The following is a 14842-nucleotide window of genomic DNA, read 5'->3' as shown; positions in this document are numbered from 1 at the left end:
CTATAGAATGTGATGAAGATATTTCAGACATCACCATAACAGGAGATGTTACAGACGAGGCTGACAATTGTACAACGGACTTAGAAGCGACTTATTCTGATAGTATCGCGGAAGGAACTTGTTCTGGATCATCTGTTGTTTCAAGAACATGGTCTTTAACAGATGACTGTGATAACACTACAACATTTGTACAAACAATCACCGTACAAGACACAACTGCTCCAACATTCACAGGACCTGCAGATATCACCATTGAATGTGATATTGATATTGCAGACGTATCAATTACGGGAGATGTTACTGATGAAGCCGATAATTGCGCTGTTGACCTTAATGCTACGTACACCGATAGTATTGAAGACGGTAGTTGTCCTAGTGCTTCTGTGATTACAAGAACATGGACATTAACTGATGATTGTGATAACACGTCAACATATATTCAAACAATTACAATACAAGATACTACAGCACCAACATTCTCAGTCCCTGCAGATATCACTTTAGAATGTGATGAAGATATTTCAGACATCACCATAACAGGAGATGTTACAGACGAGGCTGACAATTGTACAACGGACTTAGAAGCGACTTATTCTGATAGTATCGCGGAAGGAACTTGTTCTGGATCATCTGTTGTTTCAAGAACATGGTCTTTAACAGATGACTGTGATAATACCACAACATTTGTTCAAACCATAACAATTCAAGATAGCACAGCACCTTCTTTTAATGAAACACTCCCTGAGGATTTAGAAGTAGAATGTGATGCTGTACCAGAAGCTGTAACCTTAACTGCTACGGATAACTGTGGCACTGCAAACGTTACTTTCTCAGAGAACATTACTAATGGCTCTTGTATGGGTGAATACATCATTGAGCGAACATGGACAGCATCAGACGACTGTGGAAACGAAGCAGTACACACACAACTTATCAGTGTACAAGATAATACAGCACCAACATCAGTTACGGCCTTTGAAGAAACGGTAAACGTCTTATGTGATAACATACCTGAAGTCCCTAGTTTAGTTTTTGAAGATTCTTGCTCTAATGATATTGATGTTAGTTTCACTGAAGAATCAACACAAACAAACAACTCTGAAGACTATAATATAACGAGAACATGGACGGTTACTGATGATTGTGGTAACGAAGCTATATTTACTCAAACTATTGCTGTAGAATTGACGAATACAATGCAGGCTACAGATGCCAACCTATGTATAGAAGATTCTGAAATTGATCTATTCGATTTATTATCCGGAGACTTTGACACCAATGGAACATGGAGTGTCGTTTCGGGTGACGCTACGGTGAACGGTAGTCTATTTGACCCAGCTTCTGCAGACGTAGGTGATTATACATTCATGTATTCAATTGACGATGCATCTTGCCCTGCCGATATAGAAGTTAACATTACTTTAGATGACGACTGTGTGGTATTAGCTTGTGGTGAAGATGATGTTGTTATATCTAAAACGGTTACCGCAAATGGAGATGCGTACAACGAAACTTTTAATGTAACAGGTATTGAAGATTGTGGATTTGTAATTGAGCTTCAAATATTTAATCGTTGGGGTGCTGAAATCTATAAATCTAACAATTATTTAAACGACTGGAGAGGTGAATCTCACAGTTCTTCTATAGGAAGTTCTGGAAAAGTTCCTACTGGTACATATTATTACATTATTAACCTAAAAAATAGTGGATTAGAGCCAATTGCAGGTCCTATCTACGTAGCAACAAATTAACAAAAAACTTAACCAATGAAGTTATCAAAAATTATAAGTATTGCGATACTATTTTTGAGTGTTTCTACAGCTTTTGCTCAACAGTTACCTCAATTTACGCAGTATATGTTTAACACTATTTCTATAAATCCGGCTTACGCTGGTAGTAGAGAGACACTAAGTGTTGTAGGTTTACATAGAAGTCAATGGGTTGGTTTAGATGGTGGTCCAGAAACTCAAACTCTATCGGTACATTCTCCATTACGTAATGAGAATATGGGATTAGGTATATCTTTTATCAATGATAAATTAGGTTATGAAAATTTCTCATACCTTTATGCTGATTACTCGTATACCATTAAAGCAACGGAAACCGTAAAATTAGCATTTGGGGTTAAAGGTGGACTTACACACTATAGCTTAGATGAAGAGTTATTAAACGATCCTTCTGTAGTAAATGACCAGTTTTTTAATGATGTATCTAATCGTTGGAGTCCAAACTTTGGTGCTGGGTTATATTTACATTCAACGCGATGGTACCTTGGACTTTCTGCTCCTAGAATATTAAATACAGATTACAATAATGGCGGTAGCGGTTCTGTAGATTATGTCGCTTTAGAACGTATTAGCTATTACTTTACAGGTGGCTACGTTTTTGATTTAAGTGAAAACACAAAATTAAAGCCATCAGCACTATTAAAAGCCACAAACGGTGCGCCTTTATCTTTTGATCTTTCTGCAAACTTCTTATTCCATGATAAATTATGGTTAGGTGGTGCCTATAGAATTAATGAAAATGCTGCAGCTATTGGAGGAATTGCTGACTTCCAAATATCAAAACAATTGAGAATTGGTTATGCTTACGAGTATCCAATTTCAGATATAAGACCATACACAAGTGGTACTCACGAGGTATTACTAATGTTTGAAGTCTTTAAGAGTAAACGTATTAAATCGCCTAGATATTTCTAAAAAGACCCAATTATGAAGACCAAAATATTAGCGCTCGTTATAGTTTTAAGTAGCGCATTCTCTTTTGCCCAAACGAAATTGGCAGATAAGTTTTTTGAAAATTATGGCTATGTAAAAGCCATTGAACTATACGAAAAAGCCGTTGAAAAAGGAACAAATAGTGCTCACGTATTAACACGTTTAGGTGATGCATATTACAATAATTCCGATTCTGAAAAAGCAGCCCTTTGGTATGGCAAGGCCTTAGAGGCTCATAAAAATATTGAAGCTGAATATATCTATAAATATATTCAATCACTTAGAAGTATTGGAAATTATCAAGAAGCCGATGTCTGGTTTAAAAAACTAAGTGAAGCGCAAAATGGAGATAGTAGACTAAAAGGTTACAATCCTGATGAAGTAGATATTTTTGACAAATTAACTTCTAAAAATGACGATCTTATCGTTCAAATTGAAAATTTACCTTTCAATACTGAAAACTCAGATTTCGGATCTTATATGTTCAATAATATATTGTATTTTGCTTCCTCAAGTGCTAGTGATTCTAAAGTATACAATTGGAACAAAGAACCTTTTCTAGATATATTTCAGTTAGAAGTAACCACTGAAGATGACAATTCTCAATCTTATGGCTCTCCTTCCGAAATTAATGCCGATGGTTTAAACACCGATTATCATGAAGCTTCCGTTGCCATTACTAATGATGGTAAGACGATTTATTTTACAAGAGATAATACTACAAAACGTAATAGGTTAAAATACGATAAAGAAGGAACGACACATCTTAAAATTTATAAAGCGACTTTAGAAGGTGATCAATGGTCTAATGTAGAAGAGTTACCATTTAATGATGATTTATTCTCTACAGGTCACCCAGCATTGAGTCCGGATAACAAAACCTTATATTTTGTTTCAGATAGAGATGGCGGATTAGGACAAACCGATATTTATTCTGTGTCTATAAATGATGATGGCTCCTACGGAGAACCTGAAAATTTAGGCGACGAAATTAATACAGAAGGTAGAGAAATGTTTCCTTTTATAAGTAATGATAACACCTTTTACTTCTCTTCTGATGGCCATTTAAATTTAGGGCTTTTAGATATTTTTGAATCAAATATATTAAAAGAAGAAGCTACAAAAGCCCCTGTAAATATTGGAGCACCTTTTAATAGTGGTTACGATGATTTTGCCTATTTTATTGATAGTGATACTCAAAAAGGGTATTTCTCTTCAAACCGACCAGGCGGTAAAGGCAGTGATGATATCTATAGTTATACTATAACTGAATGTCATCAACAAATTACAGGTATCGCAAAAGAAAAAAGAACCGATATTATATTAAGTGGAGTTACCGTGAAGCTTATTGACGACACAGGCAAAATACTTGAAGAAGTTACTACAGCTGAAGATGGATCATACTTATTTGATGTAGAATGTGGCAAAACGTATACCGTTTTAGGATCTAAGACAGATTACGTAGATGATAAAGGCTCGGTAACAACATCTAACGAAAATGAAAAAGTTAATACTTTAGATTTAACATTACGACCATTAATTACAGAAGATCAGATTGTAATCAATCCTATATTCTTTGATTTCGATAAATCTGATATTAGAACAGATGCGCAATATGAATTAGAAAATATTGTAGATGTGCTACGTAAGCATCCTGAGATGATTATTAAAATCGAATCACATACCGATAGTAGAGGACGCGATAAATATAATTTAAAGTTATCTGACCGTCGTGCAAAATCTACTAGAGACTATCTACTGTCTAGAGATATTAGTCCAGACCGTATAGAAAGTGCTATTGGGTATGGAGAAACTCAACTCTTAAACGATTGTGGAAATAACTCTAATTGTTCTGAAGAGGATCATCAATTGAATAGACGCTCATACTTTTATATTATTGATAGAGATCAACAATAGTTTCATAATTTTAAAAAAATAAAAAAAGAGTAAGCTTTTATAAGTTTACTCTTTTTTTTTAAAGTCATTTTAGCAAATCATTAAATGTTAGCAATTAGAATTATAACAGTAATATTCGCTTTCTAAAGTTTTATTGTAATCTACTCTCAAACGATCGTGGGACAAGTGATAGACAGTATTAATAAGGAAAAAATAGCTTATTCCAATCTATGATACAACATACAAAAATAGGGACTTACCCCAATGAAGATGGAACTTTTAATATTGATATTTTAAAGACATCTCAATCAGTTACACTTGTAAAAAGCTTTTGACAAAAAGAAAACTACCATATCTACCAATCAAAGGAAGCGTGTTTTTTCTACATCCATCCCTTTTGGATATGAAACTGCAACTTTCATAGAAAACACGAGGCAACAACCAGGTAAATTATTAGGGTTAGAATTGAAATTAAAGGATATAAGTAACGATCTATACGAAACCTATCAAACTTATTATAGAATTACCTTTTATGCTGTAGATAGCTTAGGCTTTCCTGCTAAACTAATATATCATGAAAACATTTTAATCAAACCAGAACGGCAAACTAAGAAGCTAAAAATAGATTTAAAAGATAAAATGATACCTTTTTGTAGAAACGGAATTTTTGTAGGTATCGAAACGGTTAGACTCGAAAAGGTTAAAATCACCAATACTTTGCATGTAACAACACCTAGTGTTCTTCATACTCATAGCAAAAAATGACTGAAGTTGACAAAGTTTCCTTCTCATCGTTGGACTAAGCAATCCAAAGCTTCCGTGTTTAAAAAGAAATAATATTACGCTGTACCTCTAATAAAAACGCAAGTAGTATTTGAAAAACAGTAAGCACTGCAAGTTTTTAGTACCACTATCGTTTAATAAAAATATTAGTAAAATACCACTTCCCTGCACTGTTCTGATCCGCAGAAACATCAAAATCGGTATAATCACCTTCAATATTTTCTCTATGACTAGGACTCGCTAACCAGGCATTTACAACGGCCTCTGCAGAACTAAATCCATATCCAACATTTTCAGTTACCACATTGGCGTTTGCATTGGCTTGTAAACTTTGCTTTCTTAAGAAAAAATTATCATGAGATACGTTGTTAACCTCTATCATATAATCGGTATGCGTTGAAGCTACAGCTTTCACTGTACTATGGTTATTAAGTGCGTTTAAACCCTCTGTGATTCGGTAGGCATTAATAAGTTCCATAATTTCAATCTCTATAGATTTTGCTTCAGGTGCAACAGGAACTTCAATTGAATTTAGGGCTTCTTCTTCTGTATTATCTTTAGCACAAGACGTAAAAGTAAAAAGGACAACAATAGCCAAAAAAGGCAAGAGTTTAGCTGATTTCATAATGTAGGTTATTTAGGTTTGGGACTGCTAAATTAACCTTACAGCTAAGTTAAACTGTTAAAGAAATGTTAAAATCGACAAACAACATGCATTTAATCGAAATTTAATGTAAATCATCGATGAAATACACATTTTGAATTCAATTTTATGCTTTTAAGCATGTGTTAATTGTATTTCACCGATATTTTAAATCTTTAATCTTCATGCTTATTTATATACTTAAATTAAGGTGCTAATCGATCAATTTTCCAATTGTAATCCTCTTGTAGTTGATACCTTATTCTATCGTGAAGACGGTTAGGCCTCCCTTGCCAAAATTCCAATTCTACAGGTCTTACCATAAATCCTCCCCAATATTCTGGTCGCTCTATAGGTTGCCCTTCAAATTTCAATTCTAAAGCTTTTAATTTGGTTTCTAATACTTCGCGATTGGTCACCACTTCACTTTGATTTGACACCAAAGCTCCTAACTGACTCCCTCTTGGCCGTGATTCAAAATAACCATCACTAAGATTTTCGGGAATTTTTTCAGCCTTACCCTTAATTATAATTTGCCGTTCTGCTGAATGCCAAAAAAAAGATAAACATACATTAGGGTTTTCCAATATGGCTTTACCTTTTTCACTTTCGTAATTGGTATAAAAGATAAAACCTTCGTGTGTATATTTTTTCAACAACACTACTCTACTTTTTGGATAACCATCTAAACCAATGGTAGAGATAGTCATAGCATTAGTTTCTTCTATATTAAAATGTCTGTCAACTTCAACAAACCAATTTCTAAATAACTCAATTGGATTTTCTGGAACGTTATCTAATAATAACGCTCCTTTTTCATACGATTTCCTGTAATCACCTAAGTCTGCATCCATTACGTTTTTATTTAAGTTTTTGTTCAATTATTATTTTTTTGATCGCAATTTTCACTATAAATTTAAGCATTAAAACATATAAATGAAGTTTGAAGACAGTAAATATTCTAAGGAAATAGAATATAAAAAAGAAGAATTTTCGTTTGGAACCGTATACGTCACAAAGTATTTTTTATTATCTGAATTAAATGAGGGCATACATGTAGATCATAATATAACGGCAGAATTAATTTCTAGATTTAACGACATCATTTCTAAAGGCATTAAAATAGGCTATATCGCCAACCGCTATAATTCGTATTCTTTTGATCCGCAACTTTGGGTCGATTTCAACAAAGATTATGACGTCTTTGTGGCTTCAGCAATTGTAACTTACTCTAATTTTAGTTACCTGAATGCTTCATTAGAAAAGAAGTTTTTTAGCAAAAGTCTAAAACGTTGTAAAAGTATTGAAGAAGCAATCGATTGGATTTTGGATTTAAAAGAGTTTAAAACTGAATCTATTCAAAATTAAACGTCTTACCATCTTGAGATAACAATACATTATCGAAAACCGTTTGTGCTTCGGACTTAAACTCATCATAACCATTATAGCGCGTTGAGTAGTGCCCTAATATTAAGGTATTAACGTTGGCTTTCTTTGCAATTGTAGCCGCTTGTTTGGCTGTACTGTGTTTAGTAGGTATACATAGTGACTCATTTTTATCTAAAAATGTAGATTCGTGATAAAGAACGGTACAATTTTTTATAATGGGAATAATAGCTTCATTATAAACGGTATCACTACAAAATGCATAACTTTTTGAAGGCAGCGGATCTTTAGTCACTTTTTCATTACTAATTAAAACACCATCGTCATTCTCTACATCAAAGCCTTGCTTTAGTTTTCTAAAATACGCTTTATTAATATTAGCTTCTGTAACTAAATTTATATCTAGTTTTCTTTCGTTTTCCTTCTCTTTAAATAGAAAACCATTAGTATAAACACGATGTTTTAAAGGAATAGTAAATACTTCCACTTTATCGTCTTCATATATTAACTCAGAGGTGTTTGAACTTAATTCATGAAAAACCAAAGGGTAATTCGTCCAACTTCCAGATAATTTCATTTGTAGGAGAATAACTTCCTTTAAACCTTTTGGTGCATATATATGAAGTTCGGCTTCTCGAGTTAAAAGATTAAAGGTATTCACCAATCCTACCAAACCAAAATAATGGTCTCCATGAAGGTGAGAGATAAATATATGGCGAATCCTTGAAAACTTAACCTTATTGCGTCGTAATTCTACTTGTGTACCTTCTCCACAATCTATTAAAAACATATGGTTCTTAATCTCTAAAATTTGAGCAGTAGGATTACTATGAATGCTTGGAGTGGCACTATGACAGCCTAAAATGGTTAATTTCATTATTTATAAAGTGGTCAATGATAACTTGTACAATTCTTAAAACTTGCACGCTACCGACTAACGCTTTTTTTAGAAGTCTAAATCGCGCTCAATATCTTCCATTTCTATTATATCGAAAGCTTCTTGTAATGTTGGTACCACAATGATTTCATCTGGCATTTCATTTAAATCAACTTTATCTGATACCAATACAAATGATTTTTTATCGCTACGATGGGTATTACTAAGGCGTAAAAACTCTATTACATCTTCCAACGAAATTTGATTTAAGCTCGTAAGATTAATTACAAGATGTGTTTGCTTATAGGCCTCGTAATCTGCTTCAATTTTTTTAACTAAATCAACAATTGAAACCTTTTCTTGAGTAATTATGGTCACATTACCATCTCTATCTACTATCATATCTTATTGTTTTATTTTAGAAGCTAACAAATAAATCACTGCCATCCTAACTGCGACTCCATTTTCTACCTGATTTAAAATAATGGCTTGTTTAGAATCGGCAACATCACTTGTAATTTCTACTCCTCTATTTATAGGGCCAGGATGCATAATTACAATCTCTTTATCTAAGCTATCTAATAGTTCTCTAGTTACTCCGTATTGCTGCGTATATTCTCTGGTAGAAGGAAAATAACTGATATCCATACGCTCATTCTGCACTCTAAGCATATTAGCTACATCACACCAAGCTAAAGCTTTTTTAAGATTGGTTTCTACTTTTACACCTAGGTCTTTAATATATTTAGGCAATAAGGTTTTTGGGCCACATACCATAACATTAGCACCTTGCAATTGCAATGCATAAATATTGGATAGTGCCACACGACTGTGTAAAATATCTCCAACAATCACAACGTTTTTTCCTTTTACACTTCCTAATTTCTCTCTAATTGAATACGAATCTAGTAAAGCTTGTGTAGGATGTTCATGTGCGCCATCACCTGCATTAATGATACTTGCGTTTACGTGCTTAGAAAGAAAAACACCTGCACCTGGATTAGGATGACGCATCACTACCATATCTACTTTCATAGATAAAATATTATTAACCGTATCTATAAGAGTTTCTCCTTTCTTAACCGATGATTGAGATGCCGAAAAATTAATAACATCTGCGGATAATCGTTTTTCTGCTAACTCAAAAGATAATTTAGTTCGCGTAGAGTTTTCAAAAAATAGATTTGCTATAGTGATATCTCTAAGCGACGGCACTTTTTTAATCGGTCTGTTTATTACCTCCTTAAACTGATCTGCAGTTTCAAAAATAAGGTCTATATCCTGTTTATTTAGATATTTAATTCCTAATAAGTGATTGACACTTAATTCGCTCATTTTTTATTCGCTTTTAGCTATTAGCTTTTAACTTTTAGCAATTCTCTTTATGTTTTCTGCTTTTTTTAAGTTGAATTTCGATTATAAGTTCAACTTCAATTTTCTTATTTATCAACTAAATAAACAGCATCCTCACCTTCATTTTCAGCCCACATTACTTTTACCTTTTGATTATCGATAGCATCTACTTGCCTCCCTCTATAATTAGGCTGAATAGGTAAATGTCTACTAAAGCGCCTATCAATTAACGTTAGTAATTCTATGTCTTTTGGTCGTCCAAAGGATTGAATTGCTGTTAATGCCGATCTTATGCTTCTACCCGTGTACAATACATCGTCTATAAAAACGACATTACGGCCTTCAACAATAAAGTCTATAATTGTTGTATTTGCTTCTAATGGTTTATCTCCCCTTCTAAAATCATCTCTAAAAAAAGTGATATCTAAATGACCAAGTTGAATGTTATTAATATTATAATCATCAGTTAAAATTTTTGCTAATCTGTCGGCTAAAAATTTACCTCTTGGCTGAATTCCAATTAATGCAGTTTCAGAAAAATCATCATGATTTTCAATGAGTTGACAAGCCAATCGGTGAAGGATAATATTGACTTCCTTTGAGTTAAGTAATACTTTGTGACTCATATAGTTTCCAAACGTTGTTGGTTTACAAAGTTAGGATAAAATTTGTGGTTTGCAATAGCTTTTCTAGTAAAGAACATCTGCTAAAACGAAAACTTTATAAGATTAAATATTAGAAATAATGTTTCTCATTAACATTAATATCTAGTACAAGAATTGCAATATTTAAGTCTTGTAACCTTATAAAGCAGACCAATTAAAATGGTACTTTACTATTAAAAGTTACCCATTCTCGTTTTATAGGATGCTGAAAGCTTAAAGTTTCGGCATGAAGATGTAAACGGTTGGACGGCATTCCATACAAATCATCACCAACTATAGGAACGTTTAAACCTTTGTAATGTGCGGCATGTACTCGTAATTGATGTGTTCTACCAGAAATAGGATAAAAGTAAACTCTAGTTTGATTGTCTTTTATCTCTATAACTTCATAATTTGTTGTCGCTTTCTTTCCATGTTCGTAACACACCAATTGACGCGGTCTGTTATTTAAATCTACACGAAGCGGTAAATCTATAGTGCCTTTTTGTCCTTCTAAGACTCCATCGAGCAACGCGACATAACGTTTTTTTACCGTACGAGTAATAAATTGCTTTTGAAGGTTTTTATGAGTTCTCTCATTTTTAGCAACCAATAGCAAACCAGAAGTAGACATATCTATGCGGTGCACTAATAATGGTCCTGTGGCTTCTGGCAAATAAGATTGTATTCGTGTTAAGACAGAGTCTTTAATTGTTTTTCCGGGTACTGATAGAAATTCATGGGGCTTGTTAACGACTAAAAGAACATCATCTTCATATACAATATCTAACTCTCCATTATACACACCTGCCCTTTCTATAGGATTGGGCTCAACATCTAAACCTTGCATCATATGACCTAAAATAGGTTCGCATCGTCCACGACAAGATGGATAAAATTGTCCATGTTTCCGAACCTCGGTATTTGGTGAAATTCCCCACCAAAATTCAGCCATAGCAATAGGCTTTAAGTCTTTTTCAAACGCATATTGAAATAGTTTAGGTGCAGCACACTCTCCTGCAGCTACAGGTGGTCGACCTAAATCGGTAGCTTTAAAAATAGTCAATAAATCTTTTGTTTCTCCTCTAGCATTAAGAAAACGATACTGCTCGTGAATTTGACTCTGTAAACTGGCAGAAAGCGTTTTCCTTTCTCGCTTTAAAACTTCAATGGGTTCGGTTAACCCTAATAAATGGTCTTCCGCAGCTTTAAGATCTGCTTCAAGTTTTAGTTTTAAATATTTTAAGTCTAGATTACTCCGTATGCTTTGTTGTTTCAAACTTTCAAATAAAAGCTCTTTTTCATTATCTAACATTTTATTTTCTGCCGAAATCCTTCGCTCCTTTCTAAGCTTTTTTTCGGCTTTCGCAGTGGACTTAAATACCTGTAATATTTGAATCGATTTTAGCTTTGTTTTTTTTAAATTCTCTCGTGCAATTTCTAATTCGAGATTTTGTTCAAGTTTTTCAATTTTGGATGTTAGACTATTTAAATACCCTTCATTTTGTTTGTAGAAACCGTCTAAATTTAAAGTGTCATAGACAGGTGGCACAAACCCTTTTAGATGATTACATTCTGCCAATTTTCCTGAAAATGCGGTAAGATAACCCAATTGACCTTCAACTGTTTTAACCACCATTACGCCAAACATCTTCCCTATTTTTATACCATCTTTATTGTAGTCTATACCAAAATTATGTTCAAAATCCGTCTGCGTGCTTAGATAAGATTTAACCTCATCAGCTGCCCTTATACACAATGGATGTGGTGTATAATAAAATGGAAATGTAAATTGCTTAGGAAGTTCTTCCGAAACATGAAGATTTATAGGATGAAAACAGCCATTTTCCGTATTAAACATAAGCCCTTAATTGGGTTGCAAAGAAACAAAATCTTTAATGTGGATTTAAAAGATTCAGAAAGATTTTTTTGTAATTTATTCCCCATCCATAATCTGTTGATGCCCTTTTTCTAACCAGAGGTCTTTCGAACTAAAAGCTATAGCAAATAGTAAAAGTTTTTTTACTTTGGCATTATAATTGGAACCACAGATTTATAACCAATAAAAACACAGGATTATGAAAAAACTTATACTCTTATCAGTCCTAATTACGGTACTCGTATCTTGTAGTACGAAAAAACAAATTGAAAGCGCTATTAGTCAAGGTAACTATGACCAAGCTATCTCTAATGCTTTAGAAAAGTTAGAAAATAATAAGGATAAAAATCGAAAGCAAGATTATATTATTATGCTAGAAGATGCTTACAATAAAGTTTTAGATGAAGATCTACAAACTATTAAGCACCTAAAAAAAGATGGCAATCCGGAACAGTATAAAACCATATACAATATATATACCGATTTAGAAGCTAGACAGGTTGCTATTAAACGTGTTATGCCATTACAAATTAATGGTAAAACCTTAAATCTAAAATTTAAAGATTATAGTTCAGAATTAGTAGATTATAGATATAAGACTTCCGATTACTTAATAGACGAAGGCATTGCTCTTTTAGATAGTGATGATAAATTTAACGCCAGAGAAGCTTATGATGTTTTTAGCTATATTGAAAGTATAAACCCTAATTTTGAAGATGTAAGAAGCTTAATGAAAGAAGCCCATATAAAAGGGATGGATTATATACATGTCTCAATACAAAACCATACACAACAAATTATTCCGCAACAATTAGAAGCAGAATTATTAGACTTTAATACATATGGGCTAAATCAATTCTGGACGACTTATCATGCACACACTGATCAATCTATAACTTATGATTTTGCGATGCAATTACAATTAAAGCAAATAAACATATCGCCAGAACGTATTAATGAACGTCAGTTGGTAAGAGAACAAACTATTGTAGATGGTTGGGAATACCAATTAGATAGAGCTGGAAATGTAAAAAAGGACAGTTTAGGTAACGACATTAAGGTTGATAAATTTGTGAATGTAAAGGCTCGGTTTAAAGAAATTGTTCAAACCAAATCAGCCCAAGTTATAGCAGATGTGGTTTACTCAGATTTAAAACAAAATATAACTATTGATACTTTTACGATTGATAGCGGTTATATTTTTGAAAACGTATTTGGGACATACAAAGGAGACAAAAGAGCACTTACTAGAGATGATAGAACTTTACTAAATGAAAGACAGGTTCAATTCCCATCCGATGAACAAATGGTTTTTGATTCTGGTGAAGATTTAAAGCTACAACTTAAAAATATAATTAGTACTTATGATGTGAGATGACTCTAAGGTTTCCGCTCTTTAATAAAAAAAACGCCTACATATGTAGGCGTTTTTTGTTCGCAAATTTATAAAAAGTACAACGTAGTCTCCGATATGATATTATGCTTCATTAAATAACACACATTTTGTATTAGAAAAACCATGCAACATTATAGGATACAATACATCAGTGAATTAAAAAATTAAACATTTACAAGCATGTTTTAATCATTTCTGATGTTCATCGTTATTACCTGCATTTTAGCTATTTATAACCTTTGTAACTATAAAAATATTGTAGTTTAGTCCTATAAAAGAGTTTAAAATTATGTTAGATCAGGTCTTCATTTAAGTATTTTATCCCTGACTTAATGAGACTAATTATGCCATGCTAAAGCCAAGTAAAACAGGAGTTAAAGCCTATTTATTTGTAGGTATATCACTAACATAAAATGCACTTAATCGAATTTTTCATGCATTTTGTCGGACTTTTTGTTTGATTTTAATTTTTTACGTCTTACATTTGACCCGCCCTACCTCGTCAATTTTAAAAGTTTATTTAATTATTTCAACTTACTGGAATAAAAAAGTCTTTCGGTCTTTTTTTATCCCGTTTATGAACAATAATATCTTGCTATTATGAAACAAAGTTACACCTTGTTAATACAATTTTCAATTGCATTAATACTCTCTTCAGGCATAACTGCACAAAACAATTTTATCTCTACTGGGCAGACTGATAATCCTATAATTTCAAATTCTAATGAAGAAGAATTATTTGCATCTACAGCTTCGTGTATTGGAAGCCCTTTTACGCTATCCTTAGATGCAAATGGGAACGCTACTTTAAATCCTAGTGATATTGATGATGGTTCTACTTCAGACACAGGAACTTTAGAATTATCTTTATCTCAAACAGACTTTACTTGTGATGATATAGGAAGCCATTCTATAACTTTAACTGTTAATGATGGTAACGGACAAACTGATACATGTACCACAACTGTAATTGTTGTAGACCAGACTGCTCCTATCGCTGATGCCGCTACGCTAGCCGATATCACTGCAGAATGTGAAGTCACAACTTTGACGTCACCAACAGCTACGGATAATTGTGCTGCAAGCGTAACCGTAACTCACGATGCAACACTTCCTATTTCAACTCAAGGTACAACAGTTGTAACTTGGACTTACGATGATGGTCATGGTAATACGTCTACGCAAACTCAAAATGTGATAATTGATGATGTTACAGCTCCTGTCGCTGATGCCGCTACGTTAGTCGATATCACCGCAGAATGTGA

13 protein-coding genes and 1 pseudogene are annotated in these 14842 nt (G+C 33.2%); 7 read left to right on the top strand and 7 right to left on the bottom strand.

Annotated elements, in window-relative coordinates:
* The 4 genes from C8N41_RS11520 to C8N41_RS11505 form a co-directional block, all read left to right on the top strand.
* Positions 1-1751 (top strand): gliding motility-associated C-terminal domain-containing protein (locus tag C8N41_RS11520; protein WP_147298957.1); only part of this gene is annotated, 1751 nt, incomplete at its 5' end.
* Positions 1752-1766: 15 nt separating this feature from the next.
* Positions 1767-2702 (top strand): PorP/SprF family type IX secretion system membrane protein, encoded by a 936-nt coding sequence (locus C8N41_RS11515; protein ID WP_115839362.1) that lies wholly within the window; start codon positions 1767-1769, stop codon positions 2700-2702.
* A 12-nt stretch (positions 2703-2714) separates the two neighbouring features.
* Entirely contained in the window at positions 2715-4637 is a 1923-nt protein-coding gene (locus C8N41_RS11510; protein ID WP_115839361.1) for an OmpA family protein, read from the top strand.
* 444 nt (positions 4638-5081) lie between these two features.
* Complete coding sequence (locus C8N41_RS11505) at positions 5082-5381, top strand: hypothetical protein (protein WP_115839360.1); 300 nt, start codon at positions 5082-5084, stop codon at positions 5379-5381.
* A gap of 145 nt (positions 5382-5526) precedes the next feature.
* Here the strand turns inward: C8N41_RS11505 and C8N41_RS11500 are convergent, their stop codons facing one another.
* Together C8N41_RS11500 and pdxH are read right to left on the bottom strand one after the other, a co-directional pair.
* Positions 5527-6024 carry a CAP domain-containing protein gene (locus C8N41_RS11500; RefSeq protein WP_115839359.1) on the bottom strand — a complete coding sequence of 166 codons (498 nt, stop codon included), beginning with the start codon at positions 6022-6024 and terminating at the stop codon, positions 5527-5529.
* Positions 6025-6248: 224 nt separating this feature from the next.
* A complete protein-coding gene (gene pdxH, locus C8N41_RS11495; RefSeq protein WP_115839544.1) occupies positions 6249-6896 on the bottom strand; it encodes a pyridoxamine 5'-phosphate oxidase in 648 nt (215 codons plus the stop codon).
* Between the two features lie 82 nt (positions 6897-6978).
* On the opposite strand from pdxH, the gene C8N41_RS11490 reads away from it, so the two are divergent.
* Entirely contained in the window at positions 6979-7410 is a 432-nt protein-coding gene (locus C8N41_RS11490) for a hypothetical protein (protein ID WP_115839358.1), read from the top strand.
* On the opposite strand, the gene C8N41_RS11485 is transcribed toward C8N41_RS11490, so the two are convergent.
* From C8N41_RS11485 to C8N41_RS11465, 5 genes are all read right to left on the bottom strand, one after another.
* The gene (locus C8N41_RS11485; RefSeq protein ID WP_092447296.1) at positions 7397-8305 is read right to left on the bottom strand and encodes a ribonuclease Z; all 909 of its coding nucleotides are present in this window, start codon (positions 8303-8305) and stop codon (positions 7397-7399) included. The genes C8N41_RS11490 and C8N41_RS11485 overlap by 14 nt on opposite strands.
* Before the next feature lie 69 nt (positions 8306-8374).
* A complete protein-coding gene (locus tag C8N41_RS11480; protein ID WP_115839357.1) occupies positions 8375-8707 on the bottom strand; it encodes a ribonuclease Z in 333 nt (110 codons plus the stop codon).
* A gap of 3 nt (positions 8708-8710) precedes the next feature.
* A complete protein-coding gene (locus C8N41_RS11475) occupies positions 8711-9640 on the bottom strand; it encodes an aspartate carbamoyltransferase catalytic subunit (RefSeq protein ID WP_092447294.1) in 930 nt (309 codons plus the stop codon).
* A 104-nt stretch (positions 9641-9744) separates the two neighbouring features.
* Entirely contained in the window at positions 9745-10284 is a 540-nt protein-coding gene (gene pyrR / locus C8N41_RS11470; protein WP_092447293.1) for a bifunctional pyr operon transcriptional regulator/uracil phosphoribosyltransferase PyrR, read from the bottom strand.
* Positions 10285-10477: 193 nt separating this feature from the next.
* A complete protein-coding gene (locus C8N41_RS11465; RefSeq protein WP_115839356.1) occupies positions 10478-12163 on the bottom strand; it encodes an RluA family pseudouridine synthase in 1686 nt (561 codons plus the stop codon).
* A gap of 217 nt (positions 12164-12380) precedes the next feature.
* On the opposite strand from C8N41_RS11465, the gene C8N41_RS11460 reads away from it, so the two are divergent.
* Positions 12381-13559, top strand: a complete 1179-nt coding sequence (locus C8N41_RS11460) for a hypothetical protein (protein WP_244266680.1) — start codon at positions 12381-12383, stop codon at positions 13557-13559.
* A gap of 618 nt (positions 13560-14177) precedes the next feature.
* Positions 14178-14842 (top strand): annotated as a pseudogene (locus C8N41_RS16965) (hypothetical protein); the annotation flags it as partial.

This window comes from Winogradskyella sediminis, from assembly GCF_003387355.1.
Taxonomy (GTDB): Bacteria; Bacteroidota; Bacteroidia; order Flavobacteriales; family Flavobacteriaceae; genus Winogradskyella; species Winogradskyella sediminis.
The sequence above is the reverse complement of the archived record's forward strand: the minus strand, read 5'-3'. Positions and strand labels throughout refer to the sequence as shown.

What these genes read in the sequence shown, in the direction of transcription:
- C8N41_RS11515 (WP_115839362.1), top strand. Translation starts at nt 1,767, where the DNA reads ATGAAGTTATCAAAAATTATAAGTATTGCGATACTATTTTTGAGTGTT.
- C8N41_RS11510 (WP_115839361.1), top strand. Translation starts at nt 2,715, where the DNA reads ATGAAGACCAAAATATTAGCGCTCGTTATAGTTTTAAGTAGCGCATTC.
- C8N41_RS11500 (WP_115839359.1), bottom strand. Translation starts at nt 6,024, where the DNA reads ATGAAATCAGCTAAACTCTTGCCTTTTTTGGCTATTGTTGTCCTTTTT.
- pdxH (WP_115839544.1), bottom strand. Translation starts at nt 6,896, where the DNA reads ATGGATGCAGACTTAGGTGATTACAGGAAATCGTATGAAAAAGGAGCG.
- C8N41_RS11490 (WP_115839358.1), top strand. Translation starts at nt 6,979, where the DNA reads ATGAAGTTTGAAGACAGTAAATATTCTAAGGAAATAGAATATAAAAAA.
- C8N41_RS11485 (WP_092447296.1), bottom strand. Translation starts at nt 8,305, where the DNA reads ATGAAATTAACCATTTTAGGCTGTCATAGTGCCACTCCAAGCATTCAT.
- C8N41_RS11480 (WP_115839357.1), bottom strand. Translation starts at nt 8,707, where the DNA reads ATGATAGTAGATAGAGATGGTAATGTGACCATAATTACTCAAGAAAAG.
- C8N41_RS11475 (WP_092447294.1), bottom strand. Translation starts at nt 9,640, where the DNA reads ATGAGCGAATTAAGTGTCAATCACTTATTAGGAATTAAATATCTAAAT.
- pyrR (WP_092447293.1), bottom strand. Translation starts at nt 10,284, where the DNA reads ATGAGTCACAAAGTATTACTTAACTCAAAGGAAGTCAATATTATCCTT.
- C8N41_RS11465 (WP_115839356.1), bottom strand. Translation starts at nt 12,163, where the DNA reads ATGTTTAATACGGAAAATGGCTGTTTTCATCCTATAAATCTTCATGTT.
- C8N41_RS11460 (WP_244266680.1), top strand. Translation starts at nt 12,381, where the DNA reads ATGAAAAAACTTATACTCTTATCAGTCCTAATTACGGTACTCGTATCT.